General features: G+C 72.1%; 10 protein-coding genes. 5 read left to right on the top strand and 5 right to left on the bottom strand.

Going from position 1 to position 13,559, the window contains the following annotated elements; genetic code table 11:
• Positions 1-151: 151 nt before the first annotated feature.
• Positions 152-3,478 (bottom strand): AAA family ATPase, encoded by a 3,327-nt coding sequence (locus tag FIU83_RS03920; RefSeq protein WP_152482860.1) that lies wholly within the window; start codon positions 3,476-3,478, stop codon positions 152-154.
• A complete protein-coding gene (locus FIU83_RS03925; RefSeq protein ID WP_152482861.1) occupies positions 3,475-4,743 on the bottom strand; it encodes an exonuclease SbcCD subunit D C-terminal domain-containing protein in 1,269 nt (422 codons plus the stop codon). Before FIU83_RS03925 ends, FIU83_RS03920 begins: the two co-directional genes overlap by 4 nt.
• Positions 4,744-4,821: 78 nt before the next feature.
• On the opposite strand from FIU83_RS03925, the gene nfi reads away from it, so the two are divergent.
• Positions 4,822-5,523, top strand: coding sequence for a deoxyribonuclease V (gene nfi / locus FIU83_RS03930; RefSeq protein WP_152482862.1), 702 nt, complete (start codon positions 4,822-4,824; stop codon positions 5,521-5,523).
• 200 nt (positions 5,524-5,723) lie between these two features.
• Positions 5,724-6,272, top strand: a complete 549-nt coding sequence (locus FIU83_RS03935; RefSeq protein WP_152482863.1) for a DUF1415 domain-containing protein — start codon at positions 5,724-5,726, stop codon at positions 6,270-6,272.
• 49 nt (positions 6,273-6,321) lie between these two features.
• Here FIU83_RS03935 and FIU83_RS03940 read toward each other — a convergent pair whose 3' ends face one another.
• Entirely contained in the window at positions 6,322-7,221 is a 900-nt protein-coding gene (locus tag FIU83_RS03940) for an aldo/keto reductase (protein ID WP_152482864.1), read from the bottom strand.
• Positions 7,222-7,367: 146 nt separating this feature from the next.
• Between FIU83_RS03940 and FIU83_RS03945 the strand changes: the two genes are divergently transcribed.
• Entirely contained in the window at positions 7,368-7,793 is a 426-nt protein-coding gene (locus FIU83_RS03945; RefSeq protein ID WP_152482865.1) for an OsmC family protein, read from the top strand.
• Between the two features lie 130 nt (positions 7,794-7,923).
• On the opposite strand, the gene FIU83_RS03950 is transcribed toward FIU83_RS03945, so the two are convergent.
• A complete protein-coding gene (locus FIU83_RS03950; protein ID WP_152482866.1) occupies positions 7,924-8,640 on the bottom strand; it encodes a gamma-glutamyl-gamma-aminobutyrate hydrolase family protein in 717 nt (238 codons plus the stop codon).
• On the bottom strand, positions 8,637-9,632 hold the full coding sequence (locus FIU83_RS03955; protein WP_152482867.1) for an amidoligase family protein: 996 nt from the start codon (positions 9,630-9,632) through the stop codon (positions 8,637-8,639). Before FIU83_RS03955 ends, FIU83_RS03950 begins: the two co-directional genes overlap by 4 nt.
• Positions 9,633-9,750: 118 nt before the next feature.
• Here FIU83_RS03955 and FIU83_RS03960 point away from each other — a divergent pair, with 118 nt between their 5' ends.
• Positions 9,751-12,051, top strand: coding sequence for a mechanosensitive ion channel family protein (locus tag FIU83_RS03960; protein WP_152482868.1), 2,301 nt, complete (start codon positions 9,751-9,753; stop codon positions 12,049-12,051).
• Positions 12,052-12,057: 6 nt separating this feature from the next.
• Entirely contained in the window at positions 12,058-13,557 is a 1,500-nt protein-coding gene (locus tag FIU83_RS03965) for a hypothetical protein (protein WP_152482869.1), read from the top strand.
• The last annotated feature ends 2 nt before the right edge of the window (positions 13,558-13,559 follow it).

The following is a 13,559-nucleotide window of genomic DNA, read 5'->3' on the forward strand; positions in this document are numbered from 1 at the left end:
CGGGCAGAGTGTCTTGGTGCTGGAGATGGTCATTACCTTCGAACGGGTGACCGGTTAGCAGGTGCCGTATCGCATTGCCCCGCGCCGCGAGGGCGATCTTGCCGTCCTCTGGGCCGACGCAGCCAAGGCCGAGCTGGCACACCGTGCGCGGCTAGTGGCCAACCAGCTTCGCCCGACTGGTGCCGTTGCCGAGCGGCTCCACCTGGATCTGCACCGGGATGCGTTCGTGCATCTCCTGCACGTGGGAGATCACGCCCACCCGGCGGCCCAGCGCCTGTAGGCCGTCCAGTGCCTCCATGGCCAGCGCCAGGGATTGCGGGTCGAGGCTGCCGAAGCCCTCGTCGATGAACAGCGATTCGATGGTGAGCTCGCCGGAGGCCATGGAGGCGAGCCCCAGTGCCAGGGCCAGCGAGACCAGGAAGGTCTCGCCGCCGGAGAGCGAGTGCACCGAGCGGCGCTCGTCGCCCATGTCGACGTCCACCACCAGCAGGCCCAGGGGGCTGCCGCCCCGCACCAGCCGGTAGCGGCGGCTAAGGCCGCTCAGGTGCGCGTTGGCGTGCTCCAGCAGCTGCTCGAGGTTGTAGGCCTGGGCGATGCGCCGGAAGGCCTTGCCGTCGGCGGAGCCGATCAGCTCGCTGATCTGGCCCCAGCGGCGGAACTCGGCCTGGGCGGCCTCCAGCTCGGCCTGGCCGGCCTTGCGCCGCGCCCGCTTGCGATCGTCATCGCTCAGGGCGAAGGCGGCGGCGTCGCGGGCTTGCTGGGCCTCGTCCAGGCGCGGGGCCAGGTCGGCCTGGGCCTCTTCCAGGGCCTCCCGACGGCGGCGCAGCTCGTCGGCCACGGCGTCGCCGAGCAGCGCCTTGTCGCGGTCGTCTTCGCGACTCACTTCCTCGGTCTCCTCGATCAGGCCTTGGTCGCGGCGATGGCGCAGCAGGGCGTCGCGGCGCTCGGTGAGGGTGGCGGCGGCGCGCTGGTGGGCCTGGTCGGCGGCCTCGATCTGCCGCTCCTCGTCTAGGGCCGCCTCGTCGGACTGGGCGAGCAGCCGCGTGAGGGTGGCGTCGGTCAGCTCGGGGTGCGCCGCGCGCCAGTCGGCAAGCTCCCGGGCGAGGGTGTCGCGCTCCCGGTGAAGCCCCTCGAGCCGCTCGGCCTCGTGCTCGACCCGCTGGGCGAGGCGCTGCTGCGCCTGCTGGGCCGCGTGCCAACGCGCCTGGGCGGCGTCGCGGGCCTGGCGGGCCTGCTCCTGGCGAGCGTCGAGGTGCTGCTGCCAGGCGTCCGGCGAGGCGTGCTCGCCGAGCCGGGCGGCGAGTCCGCGGGCGAGTGTCTCGCGTTCGTCGCGCAGCGGCGGCAGCCGCTCGTCCAGCTCGGCCAGGGCCGTGTCGGCATGCTGCCTCTCGGCTTCCAGGCGCGCCAGGGCGACATGGCCCTCCTGCAGCGCCTGCTCCAGCGGGGCGAGCTCGGCCTCGGCCCGGGCCAGCTCGTCCAGGCGCTCTCGCGCCTCGCGGCGGCGGGTCTCGCTCGCCTCGCGCTCGGCCTCGAGCCACTCCTTCCGCTCGCTCGCATCATTGGCGGCGAGCTCGTGCTGGAGGGGATGCGCCTCCAGGGCCTCCCGGGCGGCGTCGCGCTGCCGCTCGGCCGTTTCATTGTCCTGCCGGTGGCGGGCGAGGGCGGCCTCCACGGCGCGATACTCGCCGAAAAGCTCGTCGCGTTTCTTCTGGGCCGCGTCGCGCGCCTCGCGAGCCGCGTCGAGCTGGCGGGTTTCCTCCGCCTCCTGGGCCTCGAGCTGGGCGGCCTCCGGCGTGGCCGGCGGGTGCTGCCGCCAGGGGTGATCGTGACCGCCACACACCGGGCAGGGCTCGCCCTCGACGAGGGCCTCGCGCAGCCGCGCCACGCTCTCGCTGCGCACGGCGCGGCTGCGATCGATCAGCGCGCCGACGCTGTCGAGGTGGACCTGTGCGCGGTCCAGGGCCTGGCGGGCGCTCTGGCCTTCGGTCAGCAGCGTGTTCCTGCGGGTCTCGTCGTCGCCGAGCCGGCGGGTGAGTTGGGCAAGCTCCTGCTCCGCACGGCCAAGCTCCTGCCAGCGACTGGCGAGCTCGCCCAGCGCCAGGTGGCGCCGGGCCGCCTGGTCGTGTTCTTGCTGAGCGGCCTGGCGAGCGGCATCGAGGCGAGGGTGAGTGCCCACCAACCGCTCGAGGGTCGAGCGCCAGTCGTCGCGCTGTCGCTGACGCGCCTGCTGGGCCTCGCTGGCCGAGCGGTGCGCCTGGCCCAGCCGCTCGGCCTCGGCCTGATGCCGGCTGCGGGCCGCCTCCAGGTCGGCGAGCTGCTTCTCGTGGGTGGCAAGGCGCTGGGCCTCCTCCCGGGCCTCGCGCAGGGCGGGCTCGGCCTCGCGGCGCGCCGCGGTGGCCTCGGTCAGGGCGCGCTCGCGGGCATCAAGGGCCTCGCGGGCCTCGGCCTGCTCGCGCTCGGCGTCGGTGAGCGCTCGCTTTGTCTCGGCGTGGCTCGTTTCCAGACCGGCGATCTCGTCGGGCAGGGCGGCCCGGCGGGCCAGCGCATGGCGCTGCGGGGCGATCAACCGGCGCCACTCGCGGTCGGCGCGCGCCTCGGCCAGCGCCTGCCAGTCGGCCTCGGCGCTCTGCTGTTGGGCCAGGCCCTGGCGATAGGCCTCGTGCAGCCGGGCATCGTCGTCGTGCCAGCGGCACCGGGCCTGGAGCGATGTGGCCTGGCCCTGCAGGTCAGTGAGCGCTCGCTGGGTGGCCTCAGCCGCCTGCTCCAGTTCGGCCCGGGCCTCGGGCTCGGCGGGCCGGTCGTCGGCGAGCCTGGCCTCCAGCGCCTCGACGGCCTTCCTGGCGGTGCTCGCGCGCCGGTAGGCGGCCATGGAGATCGCCGAGTACTCGGCGGTGCCGGTGAGGCGCTCGAGCAGGTCGCTGCGTTCGTTGTCGTCGGCCTGGAGGAAGGCGGCGAACTCGCTCTGGGCGAGCAGCACGGCGCGGGTGAACTGGTCGAAGGTGAGCCCCAGGCGCTCCGGCAGCAGGCGCTCGAACTCGCGCTTCTGGGTGGTGAGCAGGCGGTCGTCGTCGAGGTCGCGCAGCGACTGCTCGGCCTTCTGCAGCTTGCCGGCGACCTTCTCCCGGGCGCGGCGCACCGCCCAGCGGGCGCGGTAGCGCCGCCCGTCGCGGCCCATGAAGTCCACCTCGGCGTAGCCGCTCGCCGTGCCGCGGCGCAGCAGGGTGCGCGGGTCGCTGGTGGTCAGGGTGGAGTCCGGAGTGTCGTCGACCTGGCTGTCCCGGGCCGGCGCCTGGCGCAGCCGCGGCGTGCCGCCGTAGAGCGCCAGGCAGAGCGCATCGAGCAGGGTGCTCTTGCCGGCGCCGGTGGGGCCGGTGATGGCGAAGAGGCCGGCATCGCACAGCGGCGCGGCGGTGAAGTCCAGCGCGAGCGGGCCGGGCAGCGAGGCGAGGTTCTCCAGACGCAGGGCGAGGATCCTCATGACGTTACCTCCTCGTCGCCGTCGAGCACGTCCTGGCAGAGCCGGTCGAAGTCGGCGAGCACGTCCGCCTCCGGCGGCTCGCCCCAGCGGTCGGCCCAGGTGCGCTCGAAGAGCTTGCGCGGGCCGAGGCTCTCCAGGTCGATGCGGGCGGGGGCATCCTCGCCCTCGACCCGGGGCAGGCGACGCTCGAGGCGCAGCAGGCGCAGCGCCTTGCCCTCGAGCGCCGCCTCCACCCGGGCCCGCAGGTCGGGCATCGGGGCCTCGAGTTCGACGCGCACCTCCAGCCAGGGCCAGCGGTCCCTTGGTTGCTCTGGATCGTCCTCGAGGGCCTCGAGCTCGGCCAGCACCCGCTCCAGCGGCGCGGGGCCGACGCGGTGCATGGCCACCGGGCGGGGCACGGGGAGCGCCTCGGTGGTGGCCAGGGCCTCGCCCTCGAGCACCACCTCGACCACCTGATGCGGATAGCTGACCTCGCTGAAGTCCAGCGGCAGGGGGCTGCCGCTGTAGCGAATGCGCGCCTCGCCGACCTGCTGGGCGCGGTGCAGGTGGCCAAGCGCCACGTAGGCGATGTCGTCCGGGAAGAGGGCGGCGGAGATCGACTCCTCGCCGCCGATGACGATGGGCCGTTCGCTCGCCTCTGAGACGGCGGCGCCGTGCAGGTGGGCGTGGCTCATCGCCACCAGCGCCTGGCCGGGCTCGCGACGGGCGCGGGCGGCCTCGATCAGCCGGGTGTGCACGCGGTTGATGCCGGTGACGTAGTCGTTGGGCGCGCCGTCGTCCTCGTCATCGCCCATGTCGGCGCGCATGCCGGCGCCGGTCACCTCGGCGGGTCGCAGGAAGGGCAGCGCCAGGCACCAGGCACGGGTCGCGCCTTCGGCGTCGGTGAGCGGCACCAGCAGCCGCTCGGCATCGAGGTCGCCGTCGTCCTGCCAGTAGACCCGGCCCAGGGCGTGGGTGTTGAGCCTTCGCATCAGCGGGGCGGGCAGCTCGATGCGGTTGCCGCTGTCGTGGTTGCCGGCGATCAGCACGATCTCGAGGCCCGGCAGGCGCCGGTGGGCGTCGACGATGAAGTCGTAGAGCAGCGCCTGGGCGGCGAGCGACGGGTTGACCACGTCGAAGATGTCGCCGGCCACCAGCAGGGCGTCGGCGTCGCGCTCGACCAGAGTATCGAGTAGCCAGGTGAGGAAGGCGCGGTGCTCGGCGTGGCGCTCCTGGCCGTGGAAGCTCTGGCCCAGGTGCCAGTCGGCGGTGTGGATCAGTCTCAAGGTCGGCTCCCCGGTGGTCCGTCACGCGGCAAAAGCCGTAGTCTAACCCGAGCGATGCCGACACTTCAGGGAGCCCCGATGCCCGACACCCCCTTGCACGACTGGAACCTCGCTTCGCGGGAGGCCATCGCCCTGCAGAAGCGCCTGGCGGGATGCGTGGAGCGGGAGGATCGCCTGGACCCGGTGCGCCACCTCGCCGGCGTGGACATCGGCTTCGAGCAGGACGGGGCGATCACCCGGGCCGCGGTGGTAGTGCTGGCCTGGCCGCCGGCGGCCGAGGGCACCTTCACGGTGGTTGAGCGGGTGGTGCATCGCGAGCCGACCCGCATGCCCTACGTGCCGGGGCTGCTGTCGTTTCGCGAGGTGCCGGCGGCGCTCGGTGCCTTCGAGAAGCTCACCACCCGGCCGCAGCTTGCCATGGTCGACGGCCAGGGCATCGCCCATCCGCGGCGGATCGGGGTGGCCAGCCACCTGGGGCTGTGGCTCGACCTGCCGACCATCGGCGTGGCCAAGACGCGGCTCTGCGGCCGCCACGACGAGCCCGGCCCCGCGCGAGGCGACTGGACGCCGCTGGTGGACGGCCCGGACGACGAGACGATCGGCGCGGTGCTGCGCTCGCGGGCGAAGGTGAAGCCGATCTTCGTCTCGCCGGGGCATCGGGTGTCGCTGGCCACCGCGCTCGACTGGGTGGTGGCCTGCCTGGGGCGCACCAAGCTGCCGGAACCGACGCGGCTGGCCGATCGGCTCGCTTCGCGGCGTGACTTCAAGAAAGGGAAGTGACAAGAGGAGCCCGGTCTGCCGCCGACAGGTCTGCGAGAGGGCGCTGTAAACCCGTCCCTGGGCGCTACCGACGCCATCCATGGCGTAGGACCCTCTCTTCGACCTGTCCCCGGCTTATCACTGCGTCGTGGCACCGTGGCTTGCCAACGGCGGTCGGGCGGCGGACCATGGCGGCCCCTTTCCAGCCTGGATGAGCGCCCATGACCGCCAATCGCCCCGATCCCCTCGCGGCCACCCGCGCCTGGGTGGAGACCTTCGTGGTCGCCCGCGACGTCTGCCCCTTCGCCGGCCGCGAGGTGGCCCGCGACAGCATCCGCACCGTGGCGGTGCCGGCCCGCGACCGCGAGGCGGCGCTGCTGGCGCTGTTCGACGAGTGCCGCCACCTGGAGGCGAATCCCGAGGTGGAGACGACCCTGCTGGTGCTCACCGAGGGGCTCGAGGACTTCGACGATTACCTCGACCTGCTCGAGATCGCCGAGGCGCTGCTGGCCGATCAGGGCTACGAGGGCACCTTCCAGCTGGCGAGCTTCCATCCGGACTACGTCTTCGCCGACGCCGAGCCGGACGATCCCGCCAACTTCACCAACCGCTCGCCCTGGCCGATGTGGCACCTGCTGCGCGAGGCGGGCCTGGAGCGGGCCCTCGCGCATCATCCCGACCCCGAGGGCATCCCCGCGCGCAACGTCGAGGCGATGCGCGAGCTGGGCCATGAGGCGCTCGCCGAGGCGCTGGCCCGGCTGCGCGGCTAGGCTCCCGTCGCTCTTGCCGCCCGCCGCCCGTCGCTCGATAGGCCCGCGGCTAGACGATATCCAGCGGCGGCTTGAGGCTCGGCGGCGGGAAGGCGGCATCGAGGCGCGCGCGGCTCGCCTCGTCCAGCTCGACGCACAGGGCGGCGGCGTTCTGGGCCACGTGGTCGAGGCCGGTGGCCTTGGGGATGGCGATCACGTCCCGGGTGGCATCGCCTTGCTGGCCGCGGACGGGGCGGATCGCCCAGGCCAGCAGCAGCTGGGCCGGGGTGATGCCGAGCGCTGCGGCGATATCGGTCACCTCCGGGTGAGTGAGCAGGTCTCGGCGCAGCCCGCCGGCCTGGGCCAGCGGGCAGTAGGCCATGGTGGGGATGCCGTGCTTTCGCTGCCAGGGCAGCAGCGAGTGCTCGATGCCCCGGGAGCCCAGGTGGTAGAGCACCTGATTGACCGCGCAGGCGTCGCCGCCGGGCAGGCTCGTGAGCGTGGCCATCTCGTCGACATCGAAGTTCGAGACCCCGAAGCGGCGGATCTTGCCCGCGTCGCGGAGCCGCTCGAAGGCCTCCAGGGTCTCCGCAAGCGGCACGCCGCCGGGCCAGTGCAGCAGGTAGAGGTCGAGGTGGTCGGTGCCCAGGCGCGCAAGGCTCGCCTCGCAGGCGGCGATGGCGCTGTCGCGCCCGGCGTTCCAGGGGTAGACCTTGGAGACCAGGAAGGCCTGGTCGCGGCGCCCCTGGAGGGCCTCGCCTACCACCTCCTCGGCGCCGCCGTCGCCGTACATCTCGGCGGTGTCGATCAGGCGCAGGCCGCACGCCAGGCCGTGCTGCAGGGCGTGCACCTCGTCGCGGCGCGGGGCCAGCCCCTCGCCCATGAACCAGGTGCCCTGGCCGATGGCCGGCAGCGTGACGGCGGGCTCGTGGTCGGTCGCCGCGAGGGTGACGGAGGGCGTGCTCGACATGGGATCTCCTGTTTCTGGAAGTGTTTTCCAATGATTCTGGTGGCACGCCGTCGACGATACCATCGTGCGGTGTGGCCACGGGCGGCCCTGCGGGGCTATGGTGTAGTGGCTTGCCTGATCGAACCCCTGACCGACGAGGAGAACACATGACCATCAAGAATACCGCGACCGCACAGTGGAAGGGCGGCCTGAAGGATGGTGGCGGCAGCCTGTCCACCGGCAGCGGCACCCTGAAGGACGTCTCCTACGACTTCCGCAAGCGCTTCGAGGGCGCCGAGGGCACCAACCCCGAGGAGCTGATCGGGGCCGCCCACGCCGGCTGCTTCTCCATGGCGTTCTCGCTGGTGCTGGGCGAGGCCGGCTTCACGGCGGACAGCATCGACACCGAGGCGACCGTGACCCTGGACCCGGAGAGCCTCTCCGTGACCGCCGTGCACCTGGTCACCCGCGGCAAGGTGCCGGGCGCCGACCAGGCGGCCTTCGAGGAGGCGGCCAACGGCGCCAAGGAGAACTGCCCGATCTCCAAGCTGCTGAACGCCGAGATCACCCTGGACGCCAAGCTCGAGAACTGAGTCAAGGGGCAAGGGCCCGTCGCCACGGCCGGTGTCAGCGGCGCGGTGGCGAATGAGGAATGCAAGGGGGCCGCCTTCGGGCGGCCCCCTTGCGTGTGGGCACGTGGGAGCGGATGGGCATGGGGCGCGCTCAGGTCGAGCCGGCGTCGGCCGTCTGGGGGGCGGGGCGTCGGACCCGACGGCGACGGGCGGCGTCCACCAGGGCGCGGATCAGGCGCTGCTGGGGGCGGTTGAAGATCAGCCATTCGGGGTGCCACTGCACGCCGATCAGGAAGTCGTGCTCCCGGGACTCGATGCCCTGCACCAGGCCGTCGCGGTCCCGGGCGACGATCTCGATGCCGCGACCGGTCTTCTGCACGGCCTGGTGATGCAGGCTGTTGATGCGGCACCAGGTGACCTCGAGGATGCGGTAGAGCTGGCTGTCGGCGACGATGTCCACGGTCTTGCGCGGCAGCACGGTGCGCCGGCGCTTGAGCCCCTCGTGGGTGGTGTAGATGTCCGGGTCGAGGGTGCCGCCCAGGTGCACGTTGATCAGCTGGGCGCCGCGGCAGATCCCGAGCGTCGGCGTGCCCCGGGGGATGAAGCGTTCCAGCAGCTCCAGTTCCAGCTCGTCGCGCTGGGGGTCGACGCGCACGTCCAGGTGCATCTCTGCGTCGTAGAGGTGGGCCTGGATGTCGTCGCCGCCGCCGATGATCAGGCCGTCGAGGTGGTCGGGCACCGGGCGCGAGGGCGAGAGGCGCTGCGGCCGGCCGCCGTGGCGCCACACGGCGAACCAGTCAAACCACCAGGCGATCCGGCTCTTGGCGTCGGAGGTGGTGATGCCGATCAGCGGGCGCGCCTGACTCATTGCCGTGCCACCCAGCGGCGCAGGCGGATCAGCCAGCGGCGGGGCGCCGAGGGCCGGTGGCGGGCCAGGAACTGCGCGCCGCGCTCGGCCAGGGTCTCCGGGGCGGCGGCCAGCCGCTCAACCTCGAGCCAGCGGTTCCACTCGGTCACCGCGCCCCAGCCCGGCTCCGAGAGCTGGGCGTTGGGCAGCCGGTAGTGGAAGGTCGGCCGCGGCTTGACGAGCCGGTTCTGCAGCAGCTCGTGGGGAAAGTCGGGGGCGAGATGGGCGAACAGCGGCAGCATGTCCAGCTCCCGGTTGCGGGTCGGATTGTCTTCCAGGTAGTCGGCGATCAGCGTCTCGAGGTCCGGGGCGTAGTCCGGGTCGAGGATCTTGAGGGCGTAGGCCCGGGGGAAGGGGTTGGCATGGGGCAGCACCTCCCGGGTGATGTCGACGTGGATCTGCTCGCGCAGCCAGGCGGCGGTGAGCAGGTAGGCGCGCAGGTGGGCCAGCAGGCTGTCGACCCCGAGGCTCGGTACCTCCGGGTTCAGGTGCAGGCCGAAGCCGTAGAGCAGGCTGGCGTCGCTGCCCTTGGCACCGTGCTGGCGCAGCGCCTCGAAGAGTGCGTCGAGCTCGTCCAGCTCGTCCCAGGGCACCGGCGGGCAGACGATCTCGGTGGGTACCAGGCCCGTCACCATGTCGCCGATCAGCTCGCGGGTGCGCGCGTGGAACTCCCGGCGCATGCGCTCCCACTCGCTGTCGAGGGCGTCCTCGGCGGCCATCCGCGCCTGGTCGGGGTGGGCGTACTGGGTGTCGAGCTCGATGCCGAAATCGCCCCAGCGGCCGTCGACGACCTTGAGCCGGTGGGGGCTCAGGACCTCGATCTCGCCGCCGAACAGCGACTGGACCAGCTCGGCGGTGCGCTGCGGGGGCAGGCCAGCGAACTCGATCTCCACCCCGATGCGCCGCGTCTTGCCGTCGGCATTGCGGGGTGCGGGTGGCGGTTGCGGCGTCATGACGGCATCCTGTAGGGCATGTTGTCGGCAGCCTAACATACTGCCTCGAGAATCACGGACGCGACGACCGTCGCGTCCCCCTGCCAGTGGAGAGGGAATCTTGCCTGTAGCGCACCGGATGTACGTTGTCTTTCGCGGCCTGCTGGTCTGGCTGCTGCTGTCGGTGCTGCTGCTGCCCGCGGTGTCGTCGGCCCAGGGCCTGGCGCTCTCCGGGCTCACCAACGGCGGTGAGCAGGCGGGCACCCACGACCCCGAGGCCTTCCAGGCCTCGCTCGACGAGGTGATCGCCACCCTGGAGAACGACGCCCAGCGCCAGGCGCTGCTCGAGAACCTGCGCCAGCTCCAGCAGGCCAACGACGCGGCCGCCGAGCAGGGCGGACTGACCCGGCCCCAGGGCCTGCTCGGGGCGCTGGCGGAGACCATCACCGAGCTCGGCGAGCAGGCCGAGTCCGGCCACTCGCCGATGGATGAGTGGCGCCAGCAGCTGCGCCAGGGCTGGACCGACCTGGTCGACCTGGTGGTCCAGACCGGCAACACCGAGCTGCTGCGCTTCGTCATCGAGTTCGCCGTGCTGCTGGCCATCTGGTCCGGGCTGCTGGTGATCCTGATCGCCCTGGGGCGCAAGTTGGCCCTGCGCCGCGGCTGGCCGCTGGACCTGCCCCGGGAGCCCCGCGGGTGGCTGCTGGCGGTGCACTTCCTGCGTCGCATGCTGCCCTGGGCGCTGGCCTTCCTGTTGGTGCTGGGCATCGCCCAGCTGGTGCCGCCGAGCGCCGGGCGCACCGCGACCCTGGTCACCGCCTACGTGGCCCTGTGCGGGCGCACCCTCTCGGTGGTGGTGGAGACGGTGATCTCGGTGTTCACCAGCGGCCATCGCTACACGGCGGTGCAGATCCTGCAGCACCGGAGCCTGCGCACGCTGTTCGTCATCGGCGCGCTGATCGCGCTGGGCGATGCCTTCAACTCGGCGCGGCTCTCGGGGATCATCGGCGCCGACCTGGCCGGGCTGATGTCGATCCTATCCAACATGCTGGCGGCGTTGATCAGCGCGCGCTTCATCATCCGCTTCAAGCGTCCCATCCAGCACCTGATCCGCAACCGCCCCTACACCCTGCGCCGCGACCGGGGCAGCATCGGCGAGGTGATCCGGCTGGTCGGTGGCCTGTGGCACGTGCCGGCCATGCTGCTGGTGGGCGGCTCGCTGCTGGCCATCTTCATCACCGTGGGCGACGTGGGCACGGCCCTGGCGCGCTCGATCATCTCGGCGTCCCTGCTGGTGCTGACCCTGGTGGTCACCGGCCTGATCCGCCGCCACGGGCAGCGCCGCTCCCAGCAGCGTCGCCAGAGCGACTACCGCCGTCGCCTGGAGCGCTTCGGCTACGCGCTGGCCCACGTGCTGGCCTGGATCGCCTTCGCCGAGCTCTCGCTTCAGGTGTGGGGCGCCTCGCTGATCGGCATCGGCCAGCAGGGCGTGGCCAGCGTGCGCATCGGCCAGGCGCTGCTGGCGATCGGCTTCACCCTGCTGCTGGCCTGGCTGACCTGGATCTTCGCCGACACCGCCATCCAGCGCGCCCTGACGAGCCCGGCCCGCGCCCGGGGGCGGCGGGTCAACCTGGCCCGGGCCCAAACGATCACGCCGATGATCCGCAACATCATCTTCGCCACCATCGTGATCATCGCCGCCATCGTCGGCCTGGCCAACCTCGGCGTGAACGTCACGCCGCTGCTGGCCGGTGCCGGTGTGATCGGCCTGGCCATCGGCTTCGGCGCCCAGACCCTGGTGCAGGACCTGATCACCGGCATCTTCATCCTCATCGAGGACTCGCTGGCGGTGGACGACTTCGTCAAGATCAACGGCCACATGGGCACCGTCGAGGGGCTGACCCTGCGCACCGTGCGGCTGCGCGACCTGGACGGCATCGTGCACATCATCACCTTCAGCCGCATCGAGTCGATCCATAACATGTCGCGCCAGTTCGGCATCGCCCTGATGCGCATCCGCATCCCCTACGACATGAAGATCGACGACGCCACCACCCTGGTGCAGGAGACGGCCCAGCAGCTGCGCCAGGACCCGATGATGCGCCACCACATCTGGTCGCCGCTGGAGATGCAGGGCATCGACAGCTTCCAGGACGGCTGCGCCATCCTGCGCATGCGCTTTCGCACCGCGCCGGAGATGCAGTGGGACGTGGCGCGCGCCTACAACCTGCTGCTCAAGCAGCGCATGGAGGAGCTGTCGGTCGATCTCGGCGTGCCGCGGCTCAGCGTCAGCATGGAGGGCCAGGGTGGCGGCCGCCTGGACGGCACCGGCGAGGGGGCCGAGGGGCGCGACGCCAGCGGCCGCCGGCCCGGCGAGGCGGGCGCCGCCGATCCGGGGCGGGAGACCAGCGCCCGGGGCGCCGCCCCGGATCCGGGGTAAGCCGGCGTGGCGACCCACGAGGTCTCGGTCGAGCGCCGCGACAGCCTGAACCTGCGCATCGCCCGGGTGCTGCGCGAGGAGAGCTCGCACCGGCTCGACGTCTATCTCTTCGTGCCGGCCGAGCTCGGCCTCAACGCCCATGTGCTCTCGGAGGAGGCGTTCTACCACGGCGCGATCCACGTCAAGCGCACCTACTACAGCGATCGCCACCGGCTGCCGCTGGTGATGAGCCGCCTGGCCGGCAAGCGCCTCGACGCCGACCAGTACCGCCTCGGGCTGAGCCTCTACGCCTACCAGTACGTGGTGGCGCTGGAGCGCTCGACCCAGTCGCTGCTCGACGAGGCCCGGCGCACGCGCAAGGCCGAGAAACGGGCCGGCGACAGGGCCGGCGACAGGGCCGGCGACAGGGCCGAGGCGCCCGAGGACCCGCGTCGCGCGAGCGCCTCCGAGGAGGACGCGGCCCAGGCCGGGCGGCTGCGCGACCAGCTCGAGGAGACCCTCGAGCTCTCCCGCGGCATCCTGCGCCGGCTGCGCCGGCAGGAGCCGAGCGACGAGAGCCTGCACCGCTACTACGCCAACATCGACAACTACCTCTCCTGGTTCACCGAGCAGCGGCTGCTGGAGCTGATCGCCCACCTGCCGCGGGGCTACGGCTATCGCGAGATCCGCCAGCGCCTGCTCGATGTCTGCCGGGCCGAGGACGCGCATCGCCGGGCGCGCGAGTACAACGCCGAGCGGGTCACCCGCGACCCGACCCGGATGTCCAACAAGATGCGCCTGCTGCGAAGGCTCATCGAGTATCCCGTGACCCTCAAGCAGCGCAGCCAGGAGCTCGGCGGCGCCGAGGAGAAGGCCGTGAAGGCGCTGGCCACCGCGGTGGTGATGGTCTTCGTCTCCCTGGGCCTGCTGGAGGCGCGGGCGGCGCTCGGCGACATCACGGCGCTGTTCGTGATGGTGCTGGCGCTGATCTACGCGCTGCGCGAGGTGTTCAAGGACGACCTGCGCATGACGCTGTGGCGCCTGCTGCGCCGCGGGCGACCCAAGTGGCGCCGCCAGTACCTGGATGCCCACAGCAACGCCGTGCTGGGGCGCCAGCTCGAGTGGTTCGACTACCAGCGCTATGCACGCCTCGACGAGGAGATCCGTCGGGTACGCAAGCGCAACATGGCCCAGCGCGAGGAGGTGGTGCTGCACTACCGCTCGAGCTCACGGATGTCGCCTACCCGCTTCTTGAGCGGCTACGACCGTACCCGGGAGACCCTGACCCTGGATCTCTCGCCGCTGGCGCGGCTGATGAGCAAGGGCAGCCACCACGTCTACCGGCTCGAGGAGAAGGGACAGGTGGTGCGCGAGCCGGTGGAGAAGCGCCACCTGATCAACCTGGTGATCCGCGAGGTGGAGGGCAGCGGCCCGCCGCTGCTGCAGCGCTGGAAGATCGTGATGAGCCGCTCGAAGATCGTTGACGTCGAGCTGGTGCACGAGGAGGGGCCGGAGGCGGATTCCTGATG

Origin of the sequence: Halomonas sp. THAF5a, assembly GCF_009363755.1 — a bacterium.
GTDB lineage: Bacteria > Pseudomonadota > Gammaproteobacteria > Pseudomonadales > Halomonadaceae > Halomonas.

Excerpts from the sequence above, each read along its gene's own strand:
- FIU83_RS03960 (WP_152482868.1), top strand. The coding sequence starts at position 9,751 with ATGTACGTTGTCTTTCGCGGCCTGCTGGTCTGGCTGCTGCTGTCGGTG.
- FIU83_RS03920 (WP_152482860.1), bottom strand. The coding sequence starts at position 3,478 with ATGAGGATCCTCGCCCTGCGTCTGGAGAACCTCGCCTCGCTGCCCGGC.
- nfi (WP_152482862.1), top strand. The coding sequence starts at position 4,822 with ATGCCCGACACCCCCTTGCACGACTGGAACCTCGCTTCGCGGGAGGCC.
- FIU83_RS03940 (WP_152482864.1), bottom strand. The coding sequence starts at position 7,221 with ATGTCGAGCACGCCCTCCGTCACCCTCGCGGCGACCGACCACGAGCCC.
- FIU83_RS03945 (WP_152482865.1), top strand. The coding sequence starts at position 7,368 with ATGACCATCAAGAATACCGCGACCGCACAGTGGAAGGGCGGCCTGAAG.
- FIU83_RS03935 (WP_152482863.1), top strand. The coding sequence starts at position 5,724 with ATGACCGCCAATCGCCCCGATCCCCTCGCGGCCACCCGCGCCTGGGTG.
- FIU83_RS03950 (WP_152482866.1), bottom strand. The coding sequence starts at position 8,640 with ATGAGTCAGGCGCGCCCGCTGATCGGCATCACCACCTCCGACGCCAAG.
- FIU83_RS03955 (WP_152482867.1), bottom strand. The coding sequence starts at position 9,632 with ATGACGCCGCAACCGCCACCCGCACCCCGCAATGCCGACGGCAAGACG.